Origin of the sequence: Psychrobacter nivimaris (genome assembly GCF_043419765.1) — a bacterium.
Classification (GTDB): domain Bacteria; phylum Pseudomonadota; class Gammaproteobacteria; order Pseudomonadales; family Moraxellaceae; genus Psychrobacter.
In genome coordinates, this window is record NZ_JBHOFX010000002.1 from 624,865 (window position 1) to 649,462 (window position 24,598).

The window sequence follows — 24,598 nt, forward strand, 5'->3', positions numbered from 1 at the left end:
TGAGTGTTTCAATAAGACATGAGGAAATTAAGGTACGATAGGACTTTCATCAACTTCTGGTAAATCTAAGAGCGATGGTAGCATGTTATCTACACTATCACCGAGCTTCCAGTCATACAACTGCTCTACTTTTTGACCACCAGCTTGCAAAGTCAGTTTGGCTTGCAATGGTCTAAAGCCTGATGGCATTACAAAGCGACCACGTATCCGAACGATACCTTCGATCATATGATATGCAGGGTCAAGTGGTACTTCTACAAGATCATCATTGTTAAGTAACGTCAATACAGGCCTTAAGCGTTTGGCTTGACCATCGCTACTGAGCATCCCAATATCAAAACCATACTCAAAAGCATTTTCAGGTAGTGGCGAAATTTTGGCACCTAATACCTGTAAAGGCATCCCACCTTTCTTACGGATAACATCTGAATACAGCTCATTGAGCTGTGATACTTGCTTATTTTCTACTGTTAATTCTTGCTGGCTCTCACGCAGTTCTTTTAAATTAGCCAAACTGATGGCCAGTTCTTGTTTGGCAGTTGCCGCTTGGTTAGTAGCTATCTTATTGCTAAGGCGCAAATCTTCTAGTGCTTGTGTCGCTTCAGTGCTATCGATGATTGCTTGCTTGGCTTCTGTTTCCATCGAATGAAGGCCACGTTGGTAGCCAAGCTTATGACCAAATATTAGCCCAACCACCGCTGTCACTAATACGGCTACAACGAACAGTGCCAATACCAATGTAGAAGCGCCGCGTTGTGAGCTAGCAATACCACTTATCGGGACATTATTATTTCTAAAGGAATGCTGTTTGCGCTCCAAGCTAGGTATAACTGAGTCTTTGCACGATAGACGTGCTGGCTGTGAGCAAAAGCGTAGTACGAGCTGAACACGCATTTAGACAGTATCTCTTAAGGGTAAGGGCAAGTCATTATAGCCGAATTTATAATCAATACCTAGCACCGCAAATGTGAATGATTGGAATATGAAGTCGTTGATATTAAGGAACAATCGGTGCAAAGTTCAGTCCCATTGACTCATCAAAACTGAACATCACATTCATGTTTTGTACAGCCTGCCCAGCAGCACCTTTGACTAAGTTATCTTGAACGACGATAACCGTTAGCTCAGCGCGCTCATTGTCCTGATGTACCGCAATGCGTAGACGGTTACTAGCGCGAACACTGCGCGTATCGGGATAAAGCCCCTTCGGCATGACATCAACAAACAACTCTGACGCATAGCTATTGTCAAATGCTTGCTGCCAATCGATAGCAGCACCTGCGTCAGTCAGCTCCATATGAATAGAGCTTAGCATGCCACGAATCATCGGTACTAAATGCGGCAAAAAGCGAATACGGTGCGCGAACTGACTGTCTAATAACTGTGCAACACCCTGCTCAATCTCTGGTAAATGACGATGGCCTTCGACGCTATAAGCCTTAAAGCTATCTGTTGTCTCAGCATAATTGAGTGCAAGTGATGCTTGACGACCTGCACCAGACACACCAGATTTTGCATCAATTACAATACGAGACTCAATCAAACGCTCTGCTTGCTTATTCTGAGCTTCGATAATTGGTTTTAGACCCAAAATCGCAGTCGTTGGATAACAGCCTGGGTTGCCTACTAGTAACGCATTCGCAAGCTTGTCGCGATTGATTTCTGGTAGACCGTAGACTGCTGTTTTCAACAGTTCAGGACAAGCATGTGACTGTTTGTACCAGTGCTCAAAGTCAGTCAGTGACTGCAAACGAAAATCAGCAGCCAAATCGATGACCTTAACCCCAGCTTGTGTAAGCGCTTCAGCTTGCTTCATTGCAACACCATGCGGCGTCGCAAAAAATACAACATCACATTTTTGCAATGCAGCAAGCGTATTATTACCCAAGTCGCTAAAAACGATGTCAGACACACCGCGTAAGCTTGGGAAGATTTCATCAGCACGAGTGCCAGCTTCGCTACGAGAAGTTAATAAATCAATAGAAACCTCAGGATGAGCAGATAATAAGCGAATGAGCTCAATACCCGTATAGCCTGTACCACCGACGATCGCTGCTGAAATCATAAAACACCCTTTTCTTGGTAAATACTAAATATGCACTGATAGATTCTATATTTGCTTATAACTCATTCAGTTCCATAAATTATACAGTTCCACAAATGCGAACAAATACAGAATCACTCTCTAAATATTCTGACTCTTAAATTTTATAGTCGTGTACTGCATCCACAAACACTTTGGCATTGTCAGGATTGACCCATTGGGTGATACCATGACCTAAGTTTGCTATGTAACCAGTCTTTTCACCGTCGGCGTAAGCACGGTCAAGCATGGCATTCACTTCAGAACGGATAGTGGCAGGCGAGCCGTATAACGTCGCTGGATCTAAGTTACCTTGGATAGCTTTGCTGCTTTGCAGTTTTTTATGCTTTTTGGTCAACTGACGCTGACTCTCAGTCAATACTTGACGCGCACGATCAATCGGCATCGTCCAGTCTAGACCTAGCACATCTGCTTCGCTGTCAGCCTGAATATCAAGCCATAACCCACCACCTTTAGTGAATAGCACTACAGGTACTTGTGGATGACGTTCCTTTAGTTCGGCGACAATACGTTTATTATAAATGTGTGAAAATTCGATAAATTGACGATGGCCTAACGCCCCGCCCCAACTATCGAATATCTGTACAATTTGAGCGCCAGCAACGATTTGGGCATCTAAATAGTCAATAACTGACGTCGCCAGCTTGTCTAATAATTGATGTAAAAAATCAGGGTTACTATATAAGAAGCCTTTGGTATAACGATAATCCTTCGAGCTACCGCCTTCTATCATATAAGTAGCCAACGTCCACGGACTACCAGAAAAACCAAATAGTGGAACTTGACCATTCAATGCTTTACGAATGCTGGTTACGGCACGCATGACATAGTCTAGAGAGTCGTTTGGCTCAAGCACTGGCAATCTATCAAGATCAGCCTGCTCACGAATAGGATGTTTGAACTTAGGGCCTTCACCTGTTTCGAAATACAAGCCCAATCCCATCGCATCAGGGATAGTTAGAATATCACTAAATAAAATAGCGGCATCTAAGTCATAACGACGCAATGGCTGCAGAGTCACTTCAGTAGCGCGGGCTGTATCTTTGCACAGACTCATAAAGTCACCCGCTTCAGCACGAGTGGCCTTATACTCTGGTAAATAACGACCAGCTTGGCGCATCATCCATACCGGTGTGGTATCAATGGGCTCAAAACGTAATGCACGTAGCAATCTATCATTTTTTAAAGGTGCAAACTGTTGTTGAACCGAGTTACTACCGTCTGAAGCACTCATGTACAAATCTCCAAAACAGCACAATATCCATATTTATCAATGGATATTGTGCTGGATAAAATAGGTTGAATAAAAAAGGTTATATGAAAGCGCTATACAGTTAATGCAAGATTGTCGCGGTGTACCATGACGACACGTTCTTCGCTACTGCCAAAGATCTTATCGAACTGTTCGGTACGCTCACGAGCGACGCGGCGCGCATCATTCGATGAAAAGTTTACCTGCCCAACGGCTATGCGTTCGCCAGTATCTTGATGAATGATTTCTACCACATCACCTTCATCAAACCCGCCCTGCACTTCTACAACACCCACTGGCAATAGACTTCTATTATGCTCAGTCAATGCTCTTGCAGCACCTGCATCGACGACCAAGCTACCTGACATACGCAGATGCGCAGCTAGCCATTGTTTACGCGCGATGATTTTATCTTCGTCATTAGTCGTCAACAATGTACCTACGGCTTCACCTGATACCACACGGGTAATAACGTCATCGATAGCACCGCTGACAATAACAGTAGGACAGCCACCCATTGCCGCAAGGCGTCCAGCACGGATTTTGGTTAACATACCACCGCGTCCAAGCTTACCGCCATCTCCTGCAATATCAAATAAATAATCCGCCATTGCACGTTCTTGGCGAATCATCTTGGCATCAGGATTATCACGTGGGTTATCAGTAAAGACGCCTTCTTGATCGGTTAAGATAATGTACAAATCCGCATTAACCATCGCGGCTGCCATCGCACCCAAGGTATCGTTATCGCCAAATTTAATCTCATCAATCGTGATGGTATCGTTTTCGTTGATAACAGGTAGTACGCGCCATTCTAATAACTGGGTCAACGCCCCAGTCGTATTAAGGTAACGGCTACGATTAGACAAGTCATCATGAGTTAGCAGTAGCTGCGAGCTTTGAATACCATGCTGAATCAAAGCTGACCACCATGTTTCAATCAACCCCATTTGACCAATAGAAGCACAGGCTTGTAATGCTGCTAGTTTCTTGGGACGTTCCTCAAGGTTCATACGTACCACACCTTCAGCAACGGCACCTGATGATACTAGCAGTACCTCAACGCCTTTTTTGTGTAGCTTAGCAATCTGCTTTGCCCACTCATATATGGCAGTACGATCCAGCCCTCGACCGTTATTGGTTAATAGTGATGAACCAATTTTGACAATAACGCGCTGAATATCAAAGTTGCGAGTTTGCTTAACAAATCTTGCTTCTTCCATCGTGTTTGCTATGTCATCTGCCATATAAACTCCTTTTTTTCATATCAATTGATTGTAGGGATTAAATTCACAATTCAAGTATAACTGCTCAAGCATACTAGCTTAAGGAACGTACATTACCTCAACGCCATCGTCATCATCGTCGTCAAAATCAGACGCATCCAAGCCTTCACGTGCTGCTTTACGAGCCGCACGATATGCTTCACGCTGTGCTTCAGTGTTAAGACGTACTTCAGCTTCTAAACGCTCAAAACGCTCTTTTTGTGCTTCAGCGAAGATAGGATCTTCTATTTCACGCTCACGCTCAAGTTCAATGTCATTCATTAGATGATATTTGACCGCATCAACGCCTTCACCAGTTAGCGTTGCCGTACGGAAGACCATACCAGTCCAACCAAGCTCTGCGACGATATGAGTACAAAGCGCGTTCAAATCTTCATCATTAACCTGATCGATTTTGTTTAATACCAAAATCTGCGGTAAGTTGGCTAATTCAGGAGAAAAACGCTCAAGCTCGTTCAAGATAACGCGAGCATTCTCAACTGGGTCGCTGCCATCAACAGGCTTGACATCAACTAAGTGTAGCAAACGACGGGTACGCGCAACATGCTTTAAGAAGCGAATACCAAGTCCTGCGCCTTCTGATGCACCTTCAATAAGACCAGGAATATCGGCCATCACAAATGAGCGATGGCGACCAATATCGACCACACCCAAGTTTGGTACTAGGGTGGTAAACGGATAATCAGCTACTTTTGGTCTAGCAGCAGAAACTTGACGGATAAAGGTCGATTTACCAGCATTCGGCAAACCAATCAAACCAACATCAGCCACTACCTTTAGCTCAAACTTAAGAACTTTTAGCTCACCTTCAAAACCTGACGTCGCTTTACGCGGTGCTTGGTTGGTTGAGCTTTTAAAATGGGTATTACCTAGACCACCGTCGCCACCTTTGGCAATCAGTAGTGTCTGGCCAATCTCAATCAAATCGCCCAATACTTCGTCTGTCTCGGTATCAACTACCGTGGTACCAACTGGTACTGGCAAATAAAGATCATCAGACCCTTTACCTGAACAGTTTCTACTATGGCCGTTCTCAGCACGCATGGCGTCATGACGACGCGTATAACGATAGTCAACTAGGGTGTTGGTGTTATCTTCTGCAATGACATATACATCTCCGCCCTTGCCGCCATCACCACCATCAGGTCCACCACGTGGGACATACTTCTCTCGGCGAAAACTGGCGATTCCGTTACCACCGTCACCTGCTTTTACCGTTACGACGGCTTCATCAATAAATCGCATCTTACGTTCCTTAATTCACAATCCAGTCTATAAACTGGTTACAACCAACGGTTGTATTTTGGGGTTTTGCTATGTTGTTGCGTCAAAATGAATACTGTATAAAGTCTACTTTTACTTAGTGCCCATTATGACAATAACACCCGATAATCAATCGGACTATCGGGTGTTTAAGTATGACAGTTAAAGTCCTACCAAGCTATTTAAAGTAGCAACTGCTATAGCGCCATTCTTATGACACGATAGCGCTACTATACTTGGTATGACGTTATTGCTCTACTGTATTTAGTAATCTATGTTGGAATCTGAGCGTATCTGATTCCGGCCATTTGCGTCGCCAAACGCAATACCTGAGTACTATAACCTACTTCGTTGTCATACCAAACATATACGATAGCTTGGTTGTCAGTCAAAATAGTGGCTTGAGCATCGATAATACCAACATGAGTCGTACCAACGAAATCCGTTGATACCGCTTCTGTAGAATCCGTATAAGCAATCTGCGACTGCCAAGTGCTGCTATTGGCCATTTTACGCAAGAACTCATTCAACGCATCAGCGCTTGCTGGTGCAGTTTTTAGATTCACGTTCAAGATTGCTAAGCTAACGTTTGGTGTTGGTACACGAATAGCGTTACCCGTTAGCTTACCGTTTAGTTCTGGCAATGCTTTACCAACAGCTTTTGCAGCACCAGTACTGGTGATAACCATGTTCATCACAGCACTACGACCACGGCGGTCTGCTTTATGATAGTTATCAACCAAGTTCTGATCATTAGTAAATGAGTGAATAGTCTCTACATGACCATTTACAATACCGTACTCATCATTCAATACATTCAGCGTTGGTGTAATCGCATTGGTCGTACAGCTAGCAGCACTAACGATCGTATCATCACCAACAGTGTCATTGTTCACACCATAAACGACGTTTTTGATATCGCCGCCAGCAGGTGCGGTTAGTAGCACTTTTTTCACGCCAGTAGACTGTAAGTGCTTACCAAGGCCTGCTTCGTCTTTCCAGATACCTGTGTTATCGATAACAAGAGCATTGTCAATACCATAAGCAGTATAGTCGATTTCGCTTGGGTCTTTGGCATAGATAACTTGTACGAAACGGCCGTTAACGATCATGCCGTTATTATCATCATCAATGCTGATGCCGCCTAAGAATCTACCATGGATTGAATCACGCTCAAGCAATGAGATACGCTTAGCCAAGTCACCAGCAGCGGCTGGACGTACAACGATCGCTTTTAGTTGTAGACCTTTCGCGCTTGACGCTTGTGACAATAGCAGACGAGTCAAGATACGACCGATACGGCCAAAACCATACAGTACAACATCCGTCGCGCCATTTATAGCACCAGCATTGTTGATAGACTGTAGAGCGGTCTGTAAGTCAGTATCATTAGCAATCAATTGACCAACATCGATACGAGTGGCTTGGATATCAGTGTTTTCTGAGATAACTTTTACCATCGCTAGAGTATCAGCGATATCGATAGCTTGGGCACCATGGTCGCGTAGTGCTACTTTTTGATGCAAAGCGAGTATTTGACCAACTGAGGTAGAGTCTAGCGTTTCGCCAAACAAAGTCACTTGTACGTCTTGCTTGTTATAGAGCTTGTTTAGTAGCCCCATAAGCTCAATCGCTTGTTGCTCTTGATTGTTATAGTTGTTCAAGTGGTCTTGATGTAATTGGCGTAAGGTATCAGCGTTGCTCACGAGAAACATCCTTATGGTCAGTAATGTATGATCAATAAAATATGAAGAAGTGTAAAATAGATAGGTCGTGTATGCTCTAAATGGCGACTCTAATATGATAATCAACCACTATCAATATGGGTTATTGACGCTAGAGTATTTGAATCGCCTAGATTTTAGCCTAAAACGCCTCATTTTGCCAGTAGTAACCGATTAGCTAGCGTGCATAATAGGTTTCATTCTCGTATATAGCTCTTATGTATAGTTCTCATATACAGCTAGTAATAAAAGTAAAGGCAGCTTTATATGCTGCCTTATCGAGACGTAATGAAATAATAATCGCTATATGGTTTAATTAAAGCAGTAATTTCAGTTACATCTATTATGGCGCTAGATTCACCGTTTGGTTGCTCTGCGACGTCAATGTAAACTCTTTTAAGTCATAACCTTGCTGCTGAGCAATTTGACGATATTTAGTATACGTTTCCTGACTGATATTTGGCGAGCGTGCTAGTAGCCATAAGTATTTTTTATCAGGCGTTCCTACTAGCGCAGTTTTATACTCTGCATCACGTGCCAGCACCCAATAATCAGCACGGCCGACTGGAATCCAACGAATCCACTTCGGTAAGAACGTCACTTTTAGTTTGCTGCCGCTTTCATCGACTGGCTTAGCCAAACCTTCTGCGACAATACCTGAACCGTCCTCGCTCACACATTTGTTAGTAACCGTGATTCCTGAGCCGTCATCTTTTTGAGCATAATTGGCGGTCACATCACCAGCACACTTGCGCTGAAAATACATCGGCAAACGGCCAATTTCATACCAAGTACCTGCATAGGTATTTAGATCTACGCTATCTACAGTAGTTGGCGTGCTTGCAGATTTATGAATAATATCACTCGGCTTAACCGTTAGCACATCAGTCGTGGTCTTCTCACTCATCGCATCATCAGACATGCCATTAGTTGCTACGTTGTTAGGTGACGTGTTTACTGGCGGCGTGGCCGCATAAGCTGAGAACGCTGCTAACGGTATAATAATCGCTAAGGCAATGCCTGTATGTTTGATTAGTCCATTCATAAATATGCGCTCCGGTATTTCTTTGTAAGATGAATTGTTTGTTGATGCATCACTCATTTGCTCAGCGTCGATGGCGTGTTCAGAACTACTGTTTAGATTATCTATTTGATCCTCTAACAGTCCTGACATTAATGGCTCATCTTCATTTAGCTTTTGTGGCTGCTTATTTTGCGCTGACTTGTAGCCAGATGATTTGTAGCCGCTAGCCACGTCATGATTGTCCTCATTACTATTTTTTAGATCTTTGCTTATTTCATTGTTACTCATAGCTGACTCTTTTGCCCTAAGGCTATTGTCGGCGCTTTTGTATCCAAAATAGCTGTCTTGCGAAGACGTGTCTTTTGCCAGATGGTGCGAATATTCGCCATTCGAGCTGTCGTGATTATAGCTAGCATCGTTACTAGCTTGGTTTGTCTGTTGCGTATCATCGCCATATTCATTGTCATTGAGCGATTGCTTAGGCTGCTGAATTTGAGAACCAGCTGCCTGTGAATCAGTCCATGCTGACTCAGGTAACTTATTGGTTTTCATAGGAGTACCATTCTTAAATAGTGATTGTTAAAAACGCTTTATGTACGGCATCTATTTGGTCTCGTTTTCTAAAAGCCATTTGCTTTGGTATAAATTATTTGTGCAAAACTTGACTCTACAAAAGCTTTTTTATTATTGTATTTTGAGCATTACTTTTGGTTAGTCACTTGTCTATAGAAATAAGATCAACGTATCGTAGATATGCAATATATATTAAGGACAACTGGACTATTAAAACAGTAGTGCAATGTAGGAAAACGCAACGGTTTGTAAGTAACTATGGGGTTTGAGTGTTGTTTGAACACATCATAACCACACAGTTACTTACTGGATAACTAAGTTAAAAATCAGTTATTTGAACTTACTAAGCTTAATACGCATTTCTAATACGGGTCACATTCAGACAAATGGAATTATAGCTTGTAGATAGCTTTCTTGAGTCATGCGGATTATATAAACTGACGAATACCTGCCACACTGATACCGCCATACTGCAATGCTTGATTGAGCATAGCAGGCTCTAGACCACCTAACCCAATAACAGGCATATCAGCTAACTCTGCCAACGCTGACCATGCTTCCCAGCCAAGCGGTACGTCATTAGGATGCGTTTGGGTAGCGAGTACAGGCGATACGAAAGTACCAATCACTGGTGGTAGCCCCTGTTGTATCCTCATGTTGGCAAGTTGATTGGCTGCCGTTATGCTCGCGATGTTATGACAGCTGACGATGAGCGGATGGTCTTTAGATAACGACTGTGTAAGAGCTGTAGGATTGCCTACCCCATCGAAACACTGCATCAGTGTCGAGTGTGTCAGATGCTCGGCAACTATTCGCTGGCCCATTTCTGTCTCATTAGCGGTTAGTGAGCCTTGCCCATTTAAAGGCTGCTCATTATCATTAGGTAAAATAGCTAAAATATCTGGACGTGCCGTTATCAATTGCTCAGCAAGATGCTTAGAATTTACATCCTTTAAGCGGATATATACCCATGACTCTGATGCTAGCTTTTCTTGATGATACTGTAGCCATGCCGCTGCTGCATCAGTGTTTGTGCCGAAATGTGCTAGAGGATAAGTAATCGCTATCTTCGATGGGAGCTTCAACCATTCAAGGATTGTCTTATTAGCAGCGGGCAAATGATACTCTCCTGTCAAAAGCTTTGATTTGCTTACCCAAGTCAGTGCCTGCCCTTCTAAACCCTGCTCACGGTGTTTATGCTGCTCGTACTGCTCGGCTGTCAGCTCAATCTTATAAACCTGTAAGCTGACCTGCTTATCGCCATAATCATGATGCAAACGCCCAAGCTTAACGACAGTATTATTATCAAGCAGAATACCCGTCTCTTCCGCCACTTCTCTTATCAACGCCTGCGCTACTGACTCATTCGCTTCTATCTTTCCACCGACGAACTCGTAACGATTTCCTTGATGTTGAGTAGCATCTCGAAACCCAAGCAAATACTGATCTTTATAATGAATGACAGCCACTGCAACATTTACGATGCTAGGTTTTTTAGTTTTCGTATTACTATTTGTTTTACTGTCCGGCTTCGTCTCTGATTGTTGATTTGACCCGTTCGACATACTTATATCCTTTATTTCGGTATTTACTTTGATTATTTCTGATAATTTAATAGTTTTTATAGGCTAGATGATTTATTTGGATTTACCACTTAACTCATTAATTTATTTAGATAAAATACTTAATCGAAATAGTTTATAACAGTAAACTTAGATAAGTTTACATAATAACTGCATTTTATTTTATCAATTGCCTTGCAAATTTATAAAATCTAAATGATAATTATTATCGTTAAAAACAATTACGCTATGGTTAGCCAATTTTTTAAGCCACTTCTTCTCAAAAGGAATTTACTATGAGCATGGTCATCTCTCGTTATTTAAACTGTCGTGAAAACCGTCTGCCTACTTTGCAATCACAACATCTATTTGCACTGACTAAAGAGGTACGTATCGAGCATGAAGGCGAAGAGTATCGACTACGCCTAACTCGCAACAATCGCTTGATTTTAACCAAGTAACGTCTACTTCAGTGACACCTTGTTCAATACTTCTATAAAAAAACGCCTCATAATGAAGGCGTTTTTTTATAGGTTATACAACTTAAAAATAATTTCAAAAGCTCTCTCAGCTGACATCAACTAGAAAGCAGTTGTCTTACTAGGGCGTGTCCTCATTTTAAAAATGGTGATAAAAATGAGATAAATCGCAGTCAAACAAGGAAAATAGCGCAGATAATATCAAGATATTAGTCAGCTATTTGACGCCATTTGGCAAGATTTAGCCATTTTTAACCCATTTAGATAACTATCGATTGAATTGAGGACATGCCCTAATAAACAATTTAGAACTGCCAACTATAGACCACATCCACTGCATTTTCAGCTGCTGAGCTTGCTTCCACATAGATACGGCGTGTCAATTGATAACGAACAGAAAGACTGTTTTGGGCGTTGAAAACACCCACACCATAGCGAATGTATAAATCAGGGGTCACATAACCTGTGACGTTGACATTGGTGTCCTCGCTACTACCTGAGGCATCGACTGTCAGACTCTGCAAGCCAAATGCTTGTCCGATTTGATTGGTCAGGCTACGAGTGCCACTCAGACCAAAGCTCAGTCCAGCAGCGGCCAAATTATTGGTCACTTGCGATTTAAACCCTTGCTCACTAATTTGTGTCGCGCTCTTATTATCGATGCGACCCGTTACCAACGCGTTCATGGCTTGTTGTTGGGTCAGTCCTGCATTGTTAAAGACGATAATATTGGGGCTTTCAGTCGTTCCTTTGACACGCAGACCGACTGTTTTGCCGTTAATCGTTTTGGCCGCTTCAATACTCAGACTCGGCTTCATCACATCACCATTAAAACGAACTTGACCATAATTCAGCTCTAGGCTTTGTCCAAAGGCATTGATGTTGGTACGGCGTGAGACCTGTACAACACCTCTGGCACGCATGATACCTGTGCCATTCTGAGTAACATTAATCGCCCCTGCCAATGGAATGACGGCGCCAAAACCACGGAAGTTGATATCATCGCCCAAATCAACACCGATATCAGCATTGATTGACCAAGGTTTTGAGATAGCCAGTACTTCATCGATATTACCAATCAAACGACGATCTAGTACTACTGCATCCTCAGTCTGAGTGATGATATCTTCGCTAGCTTCAGGAGGACGAATGGTCGCAGACGGCACACTGATCGCTCCTTTTATATCAACATAACGGTCACCTGGGCGCACGATAATATCGATATCAGGATCAATCTCAGCAACCAGTAATGGAGGCTGAGTAATGACTAGGCCTTCACCGACGATACTCAACTTGGCCTGCAGTTTTTGCTGCCAGTTGACTGTCCCTGATAGTTCGCCTTCACCTGTACCACTATTGAATGTGCCATCAATGGTCGCTTGTGTACCGCGGATTTTGGCTGCCGCATTTACTTTGGACAAATTCACTGGCAAATCAAGCATGGCTATACGGCCGTCAGAGAGTTTTACGTCGCCATAGAACTGCGGTTTGGTTAAGGTACCGCCTAGGCCACCCGCCATTGTGACGTTACCTCTTAGGACGCGCATACCAGGGAAGAAAGGCTTAAATATCGCAAGATCAAGCTCGTTCAGTACCAATGCACCAGAGATTGGTTTAGGGTCTTTATAAGGATCGACGATCACTTCAGCATAGCCACGCGCACCGCGTCCAGTATTGATATCGGTACGCAGTTTGATACCCTCAGGCACAGACAAAGCAATGAGAGAGACACGCTTGTATGGCAAGGTCATTGATGTGCTCTCGCCATCTTGAACAAGGCCTATCTTGCCATTGTCTGAGTATAGCGTGGTATTAATGGTTGGCGGACGACCACGTTGCCATCCGACGATTGCTTTACCATTAATCTTACCATTCCAGTCAATATCTTCTGGCAAGAACACTGAGAATAACGACGTATCTAAATTCTGCAACGCTACATTGACCTCACCTTGGTCTGGCGATGCCACTAGTTTTTCTCGTAGACAGAGCTTGCCGGTTTGATCCGTGGCCTGCCAGCAGTGAGCGGCAAGCTGTACTTTTAGATCACGGTTTTCACCACCTTGATTGTAAGGTAAATTCACAATCAGCTGTGCAGGTTGCAACTGATTCAAAGTCGCATATTTAGATTTAATGCGGCCTTTTCCAATGACACCTGACCAACTTAGCCTATCTCGATCAAAACCACCTTTTAGCCTAGCGCCGACATCGAGTTGCTTATTGGCTACATTTAGATCGACCACATGAGATTTTTCGGTACCATTAAAAGACGCTTTAACACTATCGAAACTTTGACCAGCAGCATCTAGGCCTTCAGCCGTCACGATTAACTGGCTTGGGCTATTGGCTAAGTTGACGAGCTTGCCGCGTACACGGCCTTGACGCAATATAAAGCCAGGTAGCGCGAGTCGCTCACCGACCAAGTCAATATAAATAGTAGGCAGTGCTTGACCAGCTGGTTGAGACAACGTGGCACCGCCAGTGACTTTACCAGCCAGTTGACTAGACAGCTGATCTAGACTGGTGATATTAATTTTGGTTTGTAGCTGCTTGGCATTGCCGTTAGCCGTAACGTAATTGTCACCCCAACGCAGCACCAGATTATTAGCGTTTAAGCTATCAATCAAAGCATTTACTTGCTTGTATTGCGCTTGGGCATCTTGGGTCTGAAGCTGTTTGAAGTAACTCGCTAAATCTTTAGGCAAACGCATCTTTGCTGATAGGCTGCCTTTGGCACTCAGTTGCTGCCCTTTTAGCATGCCATTCAGATTGACTTGTTTAATATTGACGATCTGCTGCGTGTCACTCCAGCGGCCATCTGTATCAATCGTACCAGTAATAAGGCTTGGGGTATCTTTTAGAAAATAGCCAATGTTAAAGCGATCCATCACTGCGTTGATATCCCATGCAACGCCTTGACGCACATCAACGGTACCGCTGGCATCAATACTACCTGCCGCACCCACATGACGGAAACGGTTGATACGGATCAACTGACTGTCACCACTGGCTTCTATATTCAGCTTACCTGCTGGCAATTGCTCGGCATCTAATATGCCGTTGAAATTTACGGCAAAGCGCTGCAATGTGCCTGCGGTGTTTTTGCTGTTTTTTGGCGCATTTTGCCATTCGCCACTAGTTTTTAGGTCGCCTGTAATTATCGCTGGATTATTGGGTAAAAAATAACCCAAGTTGAACTGGTCAAAACGACCATCTATATTCCAGCCAATATTTTTACGTAAGTCGATGACCCCTTTCGCATCAACTGCGCCCGCTTCACCCTTATAGTTCAGCTTACGAATACTAATCAGCTTTGGCGTACCCGCAGCATCGATAGACAGACGACCTTGCGGTACATCTGCTGTATCAATCCGACCATCAAAACGCGCATCAAAGACTGACAGCTCACCACCTACGATATCGACACTGGCATCACCAGCACCAGTAATACCGATAGCACGATCTGCTTGCGATGCATCGAGCTGCGCTTGCATATCAGTGTTGTTTAAAGTAATCACGTGACGTTGACCGCTGACACCATTTTTGGTGATGTTTAGCAATCGACCACGCGCACTTATACTACCTGTTAGGCGCTCAAGCGGTAAATCGCTACGATATTTCTTAGGGAGTAAACCTTTGGTACTAGCGTCAATCTGCCATGTCAGTGGACGCTGTTTGCTCGCTAACTGAATCTGTCCTGTACCGGATAAACCTCCTACGATGCCGTTATAATTAAGATGATTGATATCTATGATATCACCAACCTTACGTATACGTAGATCGTAGTTGCCCTTGGGTGCAGCATTTAGCTCATTGATAACGGCATTGGCATCGACTGATAAGGTCGAACCACGAACGATGACGTCTGCCTGCCCACTAGGACTGTCGATATTGCCAATATTGGGTACGTCACGGCGGGTTAAGTTTTTCCAGTTAGCATCAATATACCAAGGCGCGACTTGCTTAGATTTAGCAGAGGTTTTACCACGGACCATATTGGCATTGATATGCTCACCATCGCGCTGACGCAAATCTGCATCGATCTGCGTATTACCAGTGGCATTCTGCTGCTGATAACGCAGTGACAGCCTACCGTTAAGGGTTTGCGGCGCATAAGCTTTAAAGTCAGTATACTCAGCCGGAATAGCTTGGCGAATATTAAAATTACTACCCGTCGCACGCACTGTGGCCTCAAAGCTGTCTTTCCAATCTAAGATACCTTGTAATGCCAAACGTCCCGCTGGCACGTCAGCATCTAGGCGATCTATACGTAGCTGACTATTGGCAATAACGGCGCGGCCTTGATAATGACCTGATGGAATGTCTTTGGCTGTCAATTCAGTATTGATACGCAATCGTATCTCAGAGATGACACCAGAAGCTGTGGCTGTACCGCTTTGTAGGCGAATGTTTTGACTGTCAGCGTAAGGGATAAGAATATCATCCCACTGTAGTTTTGCATCGAACGGCGCACCCGCATCTAGCCCCTGCACTACAAAGTCACCTTTCACATCGCTATCGTTATAACGACTGCGTACTTTACCGACAGTACGTTTGAGCGATCCCGTTGCAGATATGTTTAACGGGTCGATATAGGCTTTTTCAAGGGCACTGACTTCCGCAATCGCACTCAAATCTAGTGGATAGTCGCCCTGTAGGTCGATCTCTCCTTGTAAGGCACTGACTTTCACAATATCAGCGTACTGCAAGTCACCACGGCCAACAGTCACCGTACTACCTACCCACGTCAGGTCACGCGCCGTAATGTCTTGAATAACGATAGGATCTTTGGTTACTTGCTTATAAGTGATTTTCTTAATTTTTGCTTGGTCAAAACGCAAATTCACTGGCAATTTTAAAGTTTTATAATCAAACGGTTCACCAGTAGGCGGTTTTTTATTGATGATCTCTATGGTCTGGATGTCTGCATCACTTAAATGCACTTCTTTTGCAAATACTGCACGCCAACCTATTTTGACGTAGGCCTTATCTACTAATATCTCAAGATCTTCAGTCGCTTCAATATCGATATCGGTGACCCAAATACCATCGCGCAAGTTACCGCGTCCGTATTTGAAATCAATACCTGTTTCAACACTGATTTTTTCTAATATAAACTTCGTACCAGCGTCCGTCCCTGCCGCATAAAAGAATATGGCAAACATGATGGCTAGTACGATAAGCACCAATACCAGCAGTTTAAGCAGAAATGACAACGGATACCAACGCCTAACGGCACGGGCATCACGCTGTGCTGGATCTTCATCTGGAGCATTATTAGGCGGGGTATTTTCTGTCAGCATGACACTCAACTACGTTAAAAAATGAAGACCAGCAATCGGTACGATAAGTGATAATTAGAACATTTGGAACTACTAAACATTTGGAACTACTAAACATTTGGAACTACTGCATTAAGCGATTATAACGGTGACCCAATAAAGAAGTGCAGTCGTACTGGAATACTTTCTTCGGTCACACCAGCAGCCACATCGACACGTACCATTCCTACAGGCGATGCCCAGCGAATACCGACGCCGACGCCGACTTTTGTCTCAGTGTCAAAATCTTTGTCATAGGCATTACCGACATCTGTGAAGAATGCGCCACGGAAACCTGGTTTAAATTCATAGTTATACTCAGCACTACCGACCGCTAGCACCTGCCCGCCCGTCAGATAGCCTTTGTCTAATGGTGACAAGCTCTCATAGTCATAACCACGAATACTCTGATCGCCACCTGCAAAGAAACGCAACTTATAAGGCACATCGTAAAAATCATCTGCCCAGATATAACCTGCATTGGCACTACCTAATACTTGATGCTTTTTGTCTTCGCCAAAGCTATAGATACCACTAACGCCTGCGCGAATAATCGCCATATCGGTATCACTGAATGCGCTGTCAGTGCCAGCCTCGATTGAGTAGTACTGGCGCATGCCTTGCGTTGGATTGGTAGCATTGTCAGTATCTGTTTTATTCACACCATAGCCAAACAATAGCGCGCGCTGTTTCGGACTTGAAGAGGTAAAGCGGATAGGCAGATCATCTAGTGCTGCTCCATCAACCCCCGTCTCAAGCTCATCCAAGCGGTAACGCACAGAGTAGCTACGATTCCAGCCGGTGTCACTACGGATATTACGTGCCAAAGCCGCTTTTAGCGTTGTTGTCGACAGATCGAAGTTGCCTTCGCCTTGGTCAATCACTTCCTCTTCATAAGTAAGACGCCCATCTAACTTATCATTGAGCGGATGATTCCATGGTCGACTGGCATACACAGCCACGTTTTTGCTGATTCTCGATACTTCTGTTTCTGCACCTGCTTGGTAGCCTTGGCGATTGAGCAAGTTATAGTCTATCTTTGCGGTGGCGCGAACGCCTGTGTCTGTTCCATAACCCAGACCGACTTGGGCATCACGTGGTTTATCCGCGTATACAAACACATATAAAGGTACTTTTTTGCTTTCTGCAACGTCTTGCGGCGTTTTACGTCCTGCTAGCGTTGGCGGTACAAAGTTCTCGTCAGCGATCAGACTCTTTTCGTCAGGGAATATCTTTTGTGCGACATTACTAATTGAGTCACTGATTTTGCCCAATAGATTGTCAGCTTCCTGATCTTTTTCATCAAGCACGCGATCATTCGGCAAGCGGCTTAGTCGTTCTGCTTTTTGTCTGATGGCTTGCAGCTTATCAAGGGTGGCTTCATCAGCCTCAAAATCAATAGCAGCGATATCCGCTTCATTGACCGTCTCGCCACTATTAGCACTCAGAGCATTATCGCTCTCTGCACCTATGTCGCTATTATCATTGACCGTATCTTCTTTGCTAGCAGTCACATTTAAGGCAGCTGCCCCATCATTGCTACTCAGACCTGCGACGCCATCATTGTCTACATTGTTAATATCGTCATCTAATGTGTCGTTACCCTCGGTAGCAGCATTGTCAAACGCTAAGGTACCAGCTTCACTACTATCAGTTGGTGGTAGTATCGACTCGACGTTGACCGTATTAAAGTAACGAGTTGCCGATAGGTCATTACTGAACTTAGTAACTGCTGGACGATAAAACGGCTCACCCGGCGTAAAGCCATAGAGCTGTTGTAATAATGAAAGCTCTACTGGTAGCTTGTCAGGATCTTGGGTCAGCGTATTGGTTTCTTTGTCGTAAGTAAAAAACACCACATCGTCAAACTCGTAACGATCACCCGTGTTGTAAACCAACGAGACATCTGCTTTATTGTCCGGCAAGATGATATCAACAGATTTGTTCAGCCAGTACTGGTCGAAATAGCCATAGGTATTGCTCAAGGACTCTAAAGCCGCTTTACTGCTCTTATAGACACGGTGATTAAAAATATCACCTTCTTGCGGCGGCAAGTCTGCCTCAAGCGATGCAAACTCTTCCTGCTCACTGCCCTCACCGCGAATCTCAATAATACGGCTGTCTACCAGTACCGGCTCGCCTAGCTCTTCAATCACAACATTAACTGTGTCACGGTCAGGTTGGGTCAAACGCATCTCAACCTCATAGTAACCAACGGCTTTAGCAGCATTCTGTGCTGTTTCGCGCAAACGTGGCAATGCCGCAGTAAAGTCAATAACCGACTGAACGGAAGTATCATCCAGTGCTGCTTTGATGTTTTTCATTGGCTGAATGTCATTATCAGCCTCAAACAGTTGAGCCTTACCATTAGGGGAGTCTTCAGCAGATACTTGCTCTAGATAAATAGCGGTTTCTACATTTGGCAAAGCCACTACGCCACCGTCGTTAAAAAAGCGATTGTACAGACGCGTCACGATATTGCCTCTATTGCGCGCGCGTGGCCGTGGTCTATTGGCTTGTTCGATACTTTGGTCGACGGCCTGAGTATCATTCTGATAATCTGGTAGATAGTCATTCGGATTGATAATATCTGTCGTCGTACCTTCTACATTGGCAGGCACATTCGTGCCAGCTATCACCTCATCACTACTATCATCAGTCGTCAGGCCATTTTCATTCTTAACAATAGCTTCATTACTAACGGCATCTTCATTGCTAACAGCGCCACTTACCTCAATCGGACGTGACATCCCTTCAGCTGTGCTCGCCTGTTCTTGCGTTGTTTCATTTCTACCCAACGTATCAAGGTTGTTGGGTGCTGGCAAGTTTGTCGCATCTAGCTCTACATCGAGACCAATTGGTGATGTTGTGTCATCTAACGTAGCGATTGGCGCATCAAAGTCACTGTCATTATTGCTAATATTGATACTATCAATATCTTGAGCATTCTGCGCATCCATTGCCGCTAGCTCACGATCGATCTGCTCAGGTGTCATCATTTGATAACCCTGCTGCTGAATCTCGGTTGCTTGTTGCAACAGGTCATCATTAGAAGCGATTGATTGAGCGTTATTTGGATTATATGAAGTACTCGGACTATCAGTGAAAGTTTCTAGATTTTGAGCGTTTTTGTTTTGAGAAGTTGCGTTTTTAGATCCTGACTTTGTCGAGTTAGGTTTTTTAATTCCTAGGCTTTGTTCGCTATAGTCGTCCAATACTGACTGATCAATGATGCCTTGTTCCACTGCTTTTTTTAGACGTAGCGCATCTAGAGCCATATCTAGCTGAGTATCGTCATCGAACAATGTAGCTGATTGCTTGATAGATGCTTGCTCATTCGCACTTTGACTATTGTTAGTCTGGTTACTAAGCGTTTGATTGCTATCAGTTTGCTCAGCAGCAGATGAGTTGGTGATAGCGGTATTGTTTACATTATTAATGGTATCTGCCATTGCCGCAGGTGCTATACCGAACAAACTGGTCGCAAGCGCAGTGCACAATGCCGAGCGTCTGAAATTTTTACGCGGCGCTGCTGGATATGTACTTGGATTATTATTATCGTTTTGGATTATGGCTGTGTCACGCTGCATCATTAGACCCTTGCATGCTCGAGTTGAAGGCTGCTTTATCATCTTTACGTCCTATCAGCTCACGCGGCACAATCTTATCAACGATAACGATCGTCAAGTCTGACCGGTGAATAAACTTATAGCAGTTATCTGGAATTAATGGTTTACTACTTTAATTTTATGACTGGTTATCTATAGTGTCGGCTTTAGCACTGTATATCTATCGCCTTATAGGTCTACTAGCTTAGAGAAGGCTACTAGCTTATAGATAGCACTAATGGGTAGTAGCCTTTGTTTTCACTACTATTTATACCCTAAAACGCAATCACATAAAATTTATAAATCATAACTTAGTTAAATATCGAATCATAGCATTGACTGCATGTATTTTCACCGAAGCCTTGCTATTATACGGCTTAATATTGATAAAACCTATGCTATATCTTGATATAGTTTTTAATAAAATTTACGATTATTATCATAAAAAAATTGTCGTTCAGCGCCGCTATTTTCTCTATCAGTCGCGATTTATCTGTAGGAATGTCCATGTCCAACCAGTTTCAGTTATTCAAGCGTCGTCGTTTTAGCGCTATGTTTTTCACCCAGTTTTTGGGCGCATTCAATGACAATATTTTTAAGCAGGCGCTCATACTAGTGCTCACTTATACTGCCGCCAGTAAATTGGGCGTAGAGGTCAGTATCCTTAATAACTTGGCCGCCATGTTATTCATCCTGCCCTACTTTTTGTTTTCTGCTTTGGCAGGACAGATTGCTGATAAGTATGAAAAATCAAAGCTCACGCAGTTTATCAAACTACTCGAGCTGGTCATTATGGCGGTTGCCGCGGTGGGCTTTGTCTTTGAATGGTATGCACTGCTATTTGTCGCGTTGTTTTTGATGGGTACACATTCGACTTTCTTTGGACCGATTAAATACGCTTATCTGCCACAAGCGATGAAAGAAGATGAGTTGGTCGGCGCTAACGGCCTTTTTCAGATGGGTACTTCGCTGGCTATTTTGGTCGGGATGATTGTCGCTGGTATTTTGACTCAGCTATCACAATCCCTGTATTGGATTAGTGCCACGGTGTTGGTTGTCGCTGTTTTGGGATATTTAGCCGCACGCTATATCCCTACTATGCCAGCGATGCAGCCTGACCTGAAGATTAACTGGAATATTATTACGACCAGCTTGGCCACTGTCCGTTACTTATACTCTTTGCCTTTTTTGTTCTTTATCATTCTTGGTAACAGCTGGTTTTGGTTTTATGGGGCGACGTTTTTGACCCAAGTGCCAGAGTTCAGCAAGGTGATTTTGCTTGGTGATGAGTCAGTCGTTATTTTCTTACTCACATTGTTTTCTGTTGGTGTGTCAATCGGTTCAGTACTGTGCAAAACATTGACCAAAAACAAAGTCAGCTTGCGTCTATTGCCCTTTGGTATTGCTGGATTAAGTATCTTTGCTATTGATTTGTATTTTTCACTTTCAGGTTTAGATATAAATGTGAATAATGACACATTACTTGGCATCGGTGATTTGTTTAATATAAGTGGTAGCTGGCGGGTATTCGCGGATTTATTCTTATTAGGATTCAGTGGTGGTTTGTATATCGTACCGCTATATGCTTCTATGCAAGCCTACGCACCTAAGAGTCATCGAGCACGTATTGTTGGCGCGAATAACATCTTTAATGCGATATTTATGGTCACATCAGCGATTTTTGCGATTGTTATCTTAAACGTTTTAGGGTTTACGCTACCACAGCTATTCTTGGTAACAGGGCTGTTGAATATTGTGTTTGGCGCATTTTTATACATCAAACTCAATAAACATATTAAGCGTGCCGTTATCCAAACCAACGATGGTATAGCACCGTAAATATGGTTAGCGCCTTAAATAAGTTTGGCTCCATAGATACAGTCTAATGTTGCGCTGATGGTTTCGTAGTTATGATAGCTATAGTAGTTTGCCCACTATCTATAGATTATTTATGGGCTATCTAGACAGTAATATTCGAGCCGATAATTTGGATTGTTTGTTATAGTAATACGCATCATGCCGTTGCGTTTAAACGGTAATACATTTTATTGACAGTTTTTAACACCATCAGGAGTGAGTTATGACCCTGCGTCCTTTATCTAAAATTGACCAGTTGTTACTTGGGGTCGATAAGGCATTACGAGCTGTCGTGCCACATTCCAATCCAAGCACGCGTCCGTTGCCCGTCAGTAGCGATGAGATTCCTGAGCTGACCATCACAGAGGCACGGCACGTTTCAGGTCTTATGCGTATCAATCATACAGGTGAAGTATGTGCGCAGGGTCTATACCATGGCCAAGCGTTTGCCGCAAAAGATAGTGGTGTCAAACAAGCCATGCAACAATCGGCCGAAGAAGAAGTCGATCATTTGGTCTGGTGCGAGACTCGTCTAAGCGAACTTGGTAGCCATGCCAGCGTATTTACACCGCTTTGGTACGGTATGTCTTTTGGACTCGGTGCAGTCGCAGGCGCGATCTCAAACGAGTTTAGTCTAGGGTTTGTAGCGGAGACAGAAGCGCAGGTCAGCGAGCATCTACAGGATCATATCAAGCAGTTACCTGAACATGATCAGCGCTCAAAAGAGATACTGGCACAAATGGATAAAGAGGAGCTGCATCATCGTGAGCTAGCACTTGCAAGTGGCGGCGCTGCTTTATCTCCTCCAGTACGTCGAACCATGCGATGGATGGCAAATCGTATGAAAGATACCGCTTATCACTTATAGCTTATGGTTACAGGTACTGTTGTCGATTTTCTTACGAATCAATAGCTGCACAGATTTACGTAGGTTTGCTTAATTCTAGCGATTAACAATCCTACCACAGATAGTGTAAAGCTTAATTTGCTACGGTATTAAAAATTTGTACGATTTTGCAGCAATACGCTATTTATATTACCGTCCAATCAATGAATAACAACCAAATAAATTAAACAAGGTAACGATTTCTATGAAAGCGATTCTCTCTAGTAGCCACTCTATTAAGTCACCGAAGTTTGCAACGTTGACCGTTATGGCTGCAACCTGTGCCATGCTGTTATCTGCACCCGTGAATGCAGCAGAAACTGATGCCACTGCAACAGCTGTACCTAGTGCGATGGACTCAAGCAAACGTGTGATTCGTCTTGCTCGTCCTAATGCAGCCATTAGTCCTGCTCAAGCCAATGCCGCTCAAACAAGCTTGCCAGCAACACCTGCGAGCAACAGCCAGCCGACTAATGCGCAAACAACTAACATGCAACTAAGCGGCACTCTGCAAAACAATGCATCTGTTAGCACTGCTCCACCTCAAACACCGCAAATGATGTCGCCTGCTGCTGCACCTGTCATGAACGGCACTACTCGTGTCTATGAGCCTGGTCCAATGACAGCTACCGGTATCGACTTGCGTAGCGGACAACTTCCGAATATTCCTACACCGCAAGTACAGCTCTCAGATATGAGCTTTGTCAAAACTGTACTAATTCCACAACAAAAAGGGCTAGGTACTGATAAGCTTGATGTCAGCTTACTAGATGACTTCATCGCTGATGTATCCCCTAACGCGCGCCACTATCCACCAAACTTCCCTAACCGCACACAGCGTCATTACACTCGTGAAAAAATCAAAGTATTAGCGGATTGGATCGAACCGTATGCCAAGTCGCCAAATGCTTCTTATGATGTGTTGCTTCGTGCCGCTAAGCTAAACGGCATGGGTCGTAACCTAGACTTAGGTTCAGACTACACGGTACGTGGTGGTCAATATGTCGATCGCGCTATCAAGCTGCAACCTGATAGTGGTGAGGCTAACTTCCTATACGGCATGATGCTATCAGAAGGTGGCGGCTTCAAAGAAGGTCAAAAGTATCTAGACCGCGCTGTCGCTTTAGGGTACACCGAAGCAGAACAAAGCTTGGCACAGTCAGATCTACTTAGTGACCGTCGTTCTAATGCATTAGAACGCCTACGTCGCCTTGAAGGGCAATACCCTAACAACACTGTCATTCCTCAACAAATCAAACTCGTTGAAGAAGGCAAATTCTATATTTGGGATATCCCTGCGCCTGATATTAGCGTAAAACCAGGTGCTTAGAAATTATGTACTTGTTGAGATTAGTTATTGAGGGTTTAATTCAAAAGATATTTGTTTAATAAGACCCTCAATAGATAAACACTCTAATAAATAATTTAAGCTTCAAATACCAAGCGCTTTTGTTTTATATCTATAAGACAAAAGCGTTTTTTTTCGACTAGTAGAAACCCATTCGTTTTAAAACATGTTTTTGCAGAACTGCAAATGAATAGTCTAACGTCAAAAGTTGCGCTACACTCGTTATCAATTGCTACTTTCATTATTGATACTCTCATAACCACCGTTTATTGGACTGACTTATGACTTTCGCTGGCTTTAGCAAACAGACAGTA

14 protein-coding genes are annotated in these 24,598 nt (G+C 43.6%); 4 read left to right on the plus strand and 10 right to left on the minus strand.

Going from position 1 to position 24,598, the window contains the following annotated elements; translation table 11 throughout:
• Positions 1–27 precede the first annotated feature (27 nt).
• The 8 genes from ACHEVO_RS05950 to ACHEVO_RS05985 all read right to left on the minus strand — a co-directional run bounded on the left by ACHEVO_RS05950 (position 28) and on the right by ACHEVO_RS05985 (position 10,791).
• Positions 28–894, minus strand: a complete 867-nt coding sequence (locus tag ACHEVO_RS05950; protein WP_394124276.1) for a hypothetical protein — start codon at positions 892–894, stop codon at positions 28–30.
• Between the two features lie 103 nt (positions 895–997).
• Positions 998–2,065: an N-acetyl-gamma-glutamyl-phosphate reductase gene (argC, locus tag ACHEVO_RS05955; RefSeq protein ID WP_394124277.1), complete on the minus strand. Its 1,068-nt coding sequence runs from the start codon at positions 2,063–2,065 to the stop codon at positions 998–1,000.
• 136 nt (positions 2,066–2,201) lie between these two features.
• On the minus strand, positions 2,202–3,338 hold the full coding sequence (hemE, locus tag ACHEVO_RS05960) for a uroporphyrinogen decarboxylase (protein WP_102091948.1): 1,137 nt from the start codon (positions 3,336–3,338) through the stop codon (positions 2,202–2,204).
• A 92-nt stretch (positions 3,339–3,430) separates the two neighbouring features.
• Entirely contained in the window at positions 3,431–4,603 is a 1,173-nt protein-coding gene (gene proB / locus ACHEVO_RS05965; protein ID WP_057759177.1) for a glutamate 5-kinase, read from the minus strand.
• 78 nt (positions 4,604–4,681) lie between these two features.
• Positions 4,682–5,887: an Obg family GTPase CgtA gene (cgtA, locus tag ACHEVO_RS05970; protein ID WP_057759175.1), complete on the minus strand. Its 1,206-nt coding sequence runs from the start codon at positions 5,885–5,887 to the stop codon at positions 4,682–4,684.
• A 290-nt stretch (positions 5,888–6,177) separates the two neighbouring features.
• Positions 6,178–7,620 carry a glyceraldehyde-3-phosphate dehydrogenase gene (locus ACHEVO_RS05975; protein ID WP_394124278.1) on the minus strand — a complete coding sequence of 481 codons (1,443 nt, stop codon included), beginning with the start codon at positions 7,618–7,620 and terminating at the stop codon, positions 6,178–6,180.
• 352 nt (positions 7,621–7,972) lie between these two features.
• The gene (locus tag ACHEVO_RS05980; protein WP_394124279.1) at positions 7,973–9,205 is read right to left on the minus strand and encodes a lipocalin family protein; all 1,233 of its coding nucleotides are present in this window, start codon (positions 9,203–9,205) and stop codon (positions 7,973–7,975) included.
• A gap of 449 nt (positions 9,206–9,654) precedes the next feature.
• On the minus strand, positions 9,655–10,791 hold the full coding sequence (locus ACHEVO_RS05985; RefSeq protein ID WP_394124280.1) for an NUDIX domain-containing protein: 1,137 nt from the start codon (positions 10,789–10,791) through the stop codon (positions 9,655–9,657).
• 299 nt (positions 10,792–11,090) lie between these two features.
• Between ACHEVO_RS05985 and hemP the strand changes: the two genes are divergently transcribed.
• Positions 11,091–11,249, plus strand: coding sequence for a hemin uptake protein HemP (gene hemP, locus ACHEVO_RS05990; RefSeq protein ID WP_227672156.1), 159 nt, complete (start codon positions 11,091–11,093; stop codon positions 11,247–11,249).
• Positions 11,250–11,572: 323 nt separating this feature from the next.
• Here hemP and ACHEVO_RS05995 read toward each other — a convergent pair whose 3' ends face one another.
• Together ACHEVO_RS05995 and ACHEVO_RS06000 are read right to left on the minus strand one after the other, a co-directional pair.
• On the minus strand, positions 11,573–16,567 hold the full coding sequence (locus ACHEVO_RS05995) for a translocation/assembly module TamB domain-containing protein (RefSeq protein WP_394124281.1): 4,995 nt from the start codon (positions 16,565–16,567) through the stop codon (positions 11,573–11,575).
• Between the two features lie 119 nt (positions 16,568–16,686).
• Entirely contained in the window at positions 16,687–20,217 is a 3,531-nt protein-coding gene (locus ACHEVO_RS06000; protein ID WP_394124282.1) for an autotransporter assembly complex protein TamA, read from the minus strand.
• Between the two features lie 483 nt (positions 20,218–20,700).
• On the opposite strand from ACHEVO_RS06000, the gene ACHEVO_RS06005 reads away from it, so the two are divergent.
• The 3 genes from ACHEVO_RS06005 (at position 20,701) to ACHEVO_RS06015 (ending at position 24,266) form a co-directional block, all read left to right on the plus strand.
• Positions 20,701–22,032, plus strand: coding sequence for an MFS transporter (locus tag ACHEVO_RS06005; RefSeq protein WP_394124283.1), 1,332 nt, complete (start codon positions 20,701–20,703; stop codon positions 22,030–22,032).
• 247 nt (positions 22,033–22,279) lie between these two features.
• A complete protein-coding gene (coq7, locus tag ACHEVO_RS06010; protein ID WP_201571247.1) occupies positions 22,280–22,918 on the plus strand; it encodes a 2-polyprenyl-3-methyl-6-methoxy-1,4-benzoquinone monooxygenase in 639 nt (212 codons plus the stop codon).
• Between the two features lie 223 nt (positions 22,919–23,141).
• Positions 23,142–24,266 carry a tetratricopeptide repeat protein gene (locus ACHEVO_RS06015; RefSeq protein ID WP_394124284.1) on the plus strand — a complete coding sequence of 375 codons (1,125 nt, stop codon included), beginning with the start codon at positions 23,142–23,144 and terminating at the stop codon, positions 24,264–24,266.
• Positions 24,267–24,598: the final 332 nt, after the last annotated feature.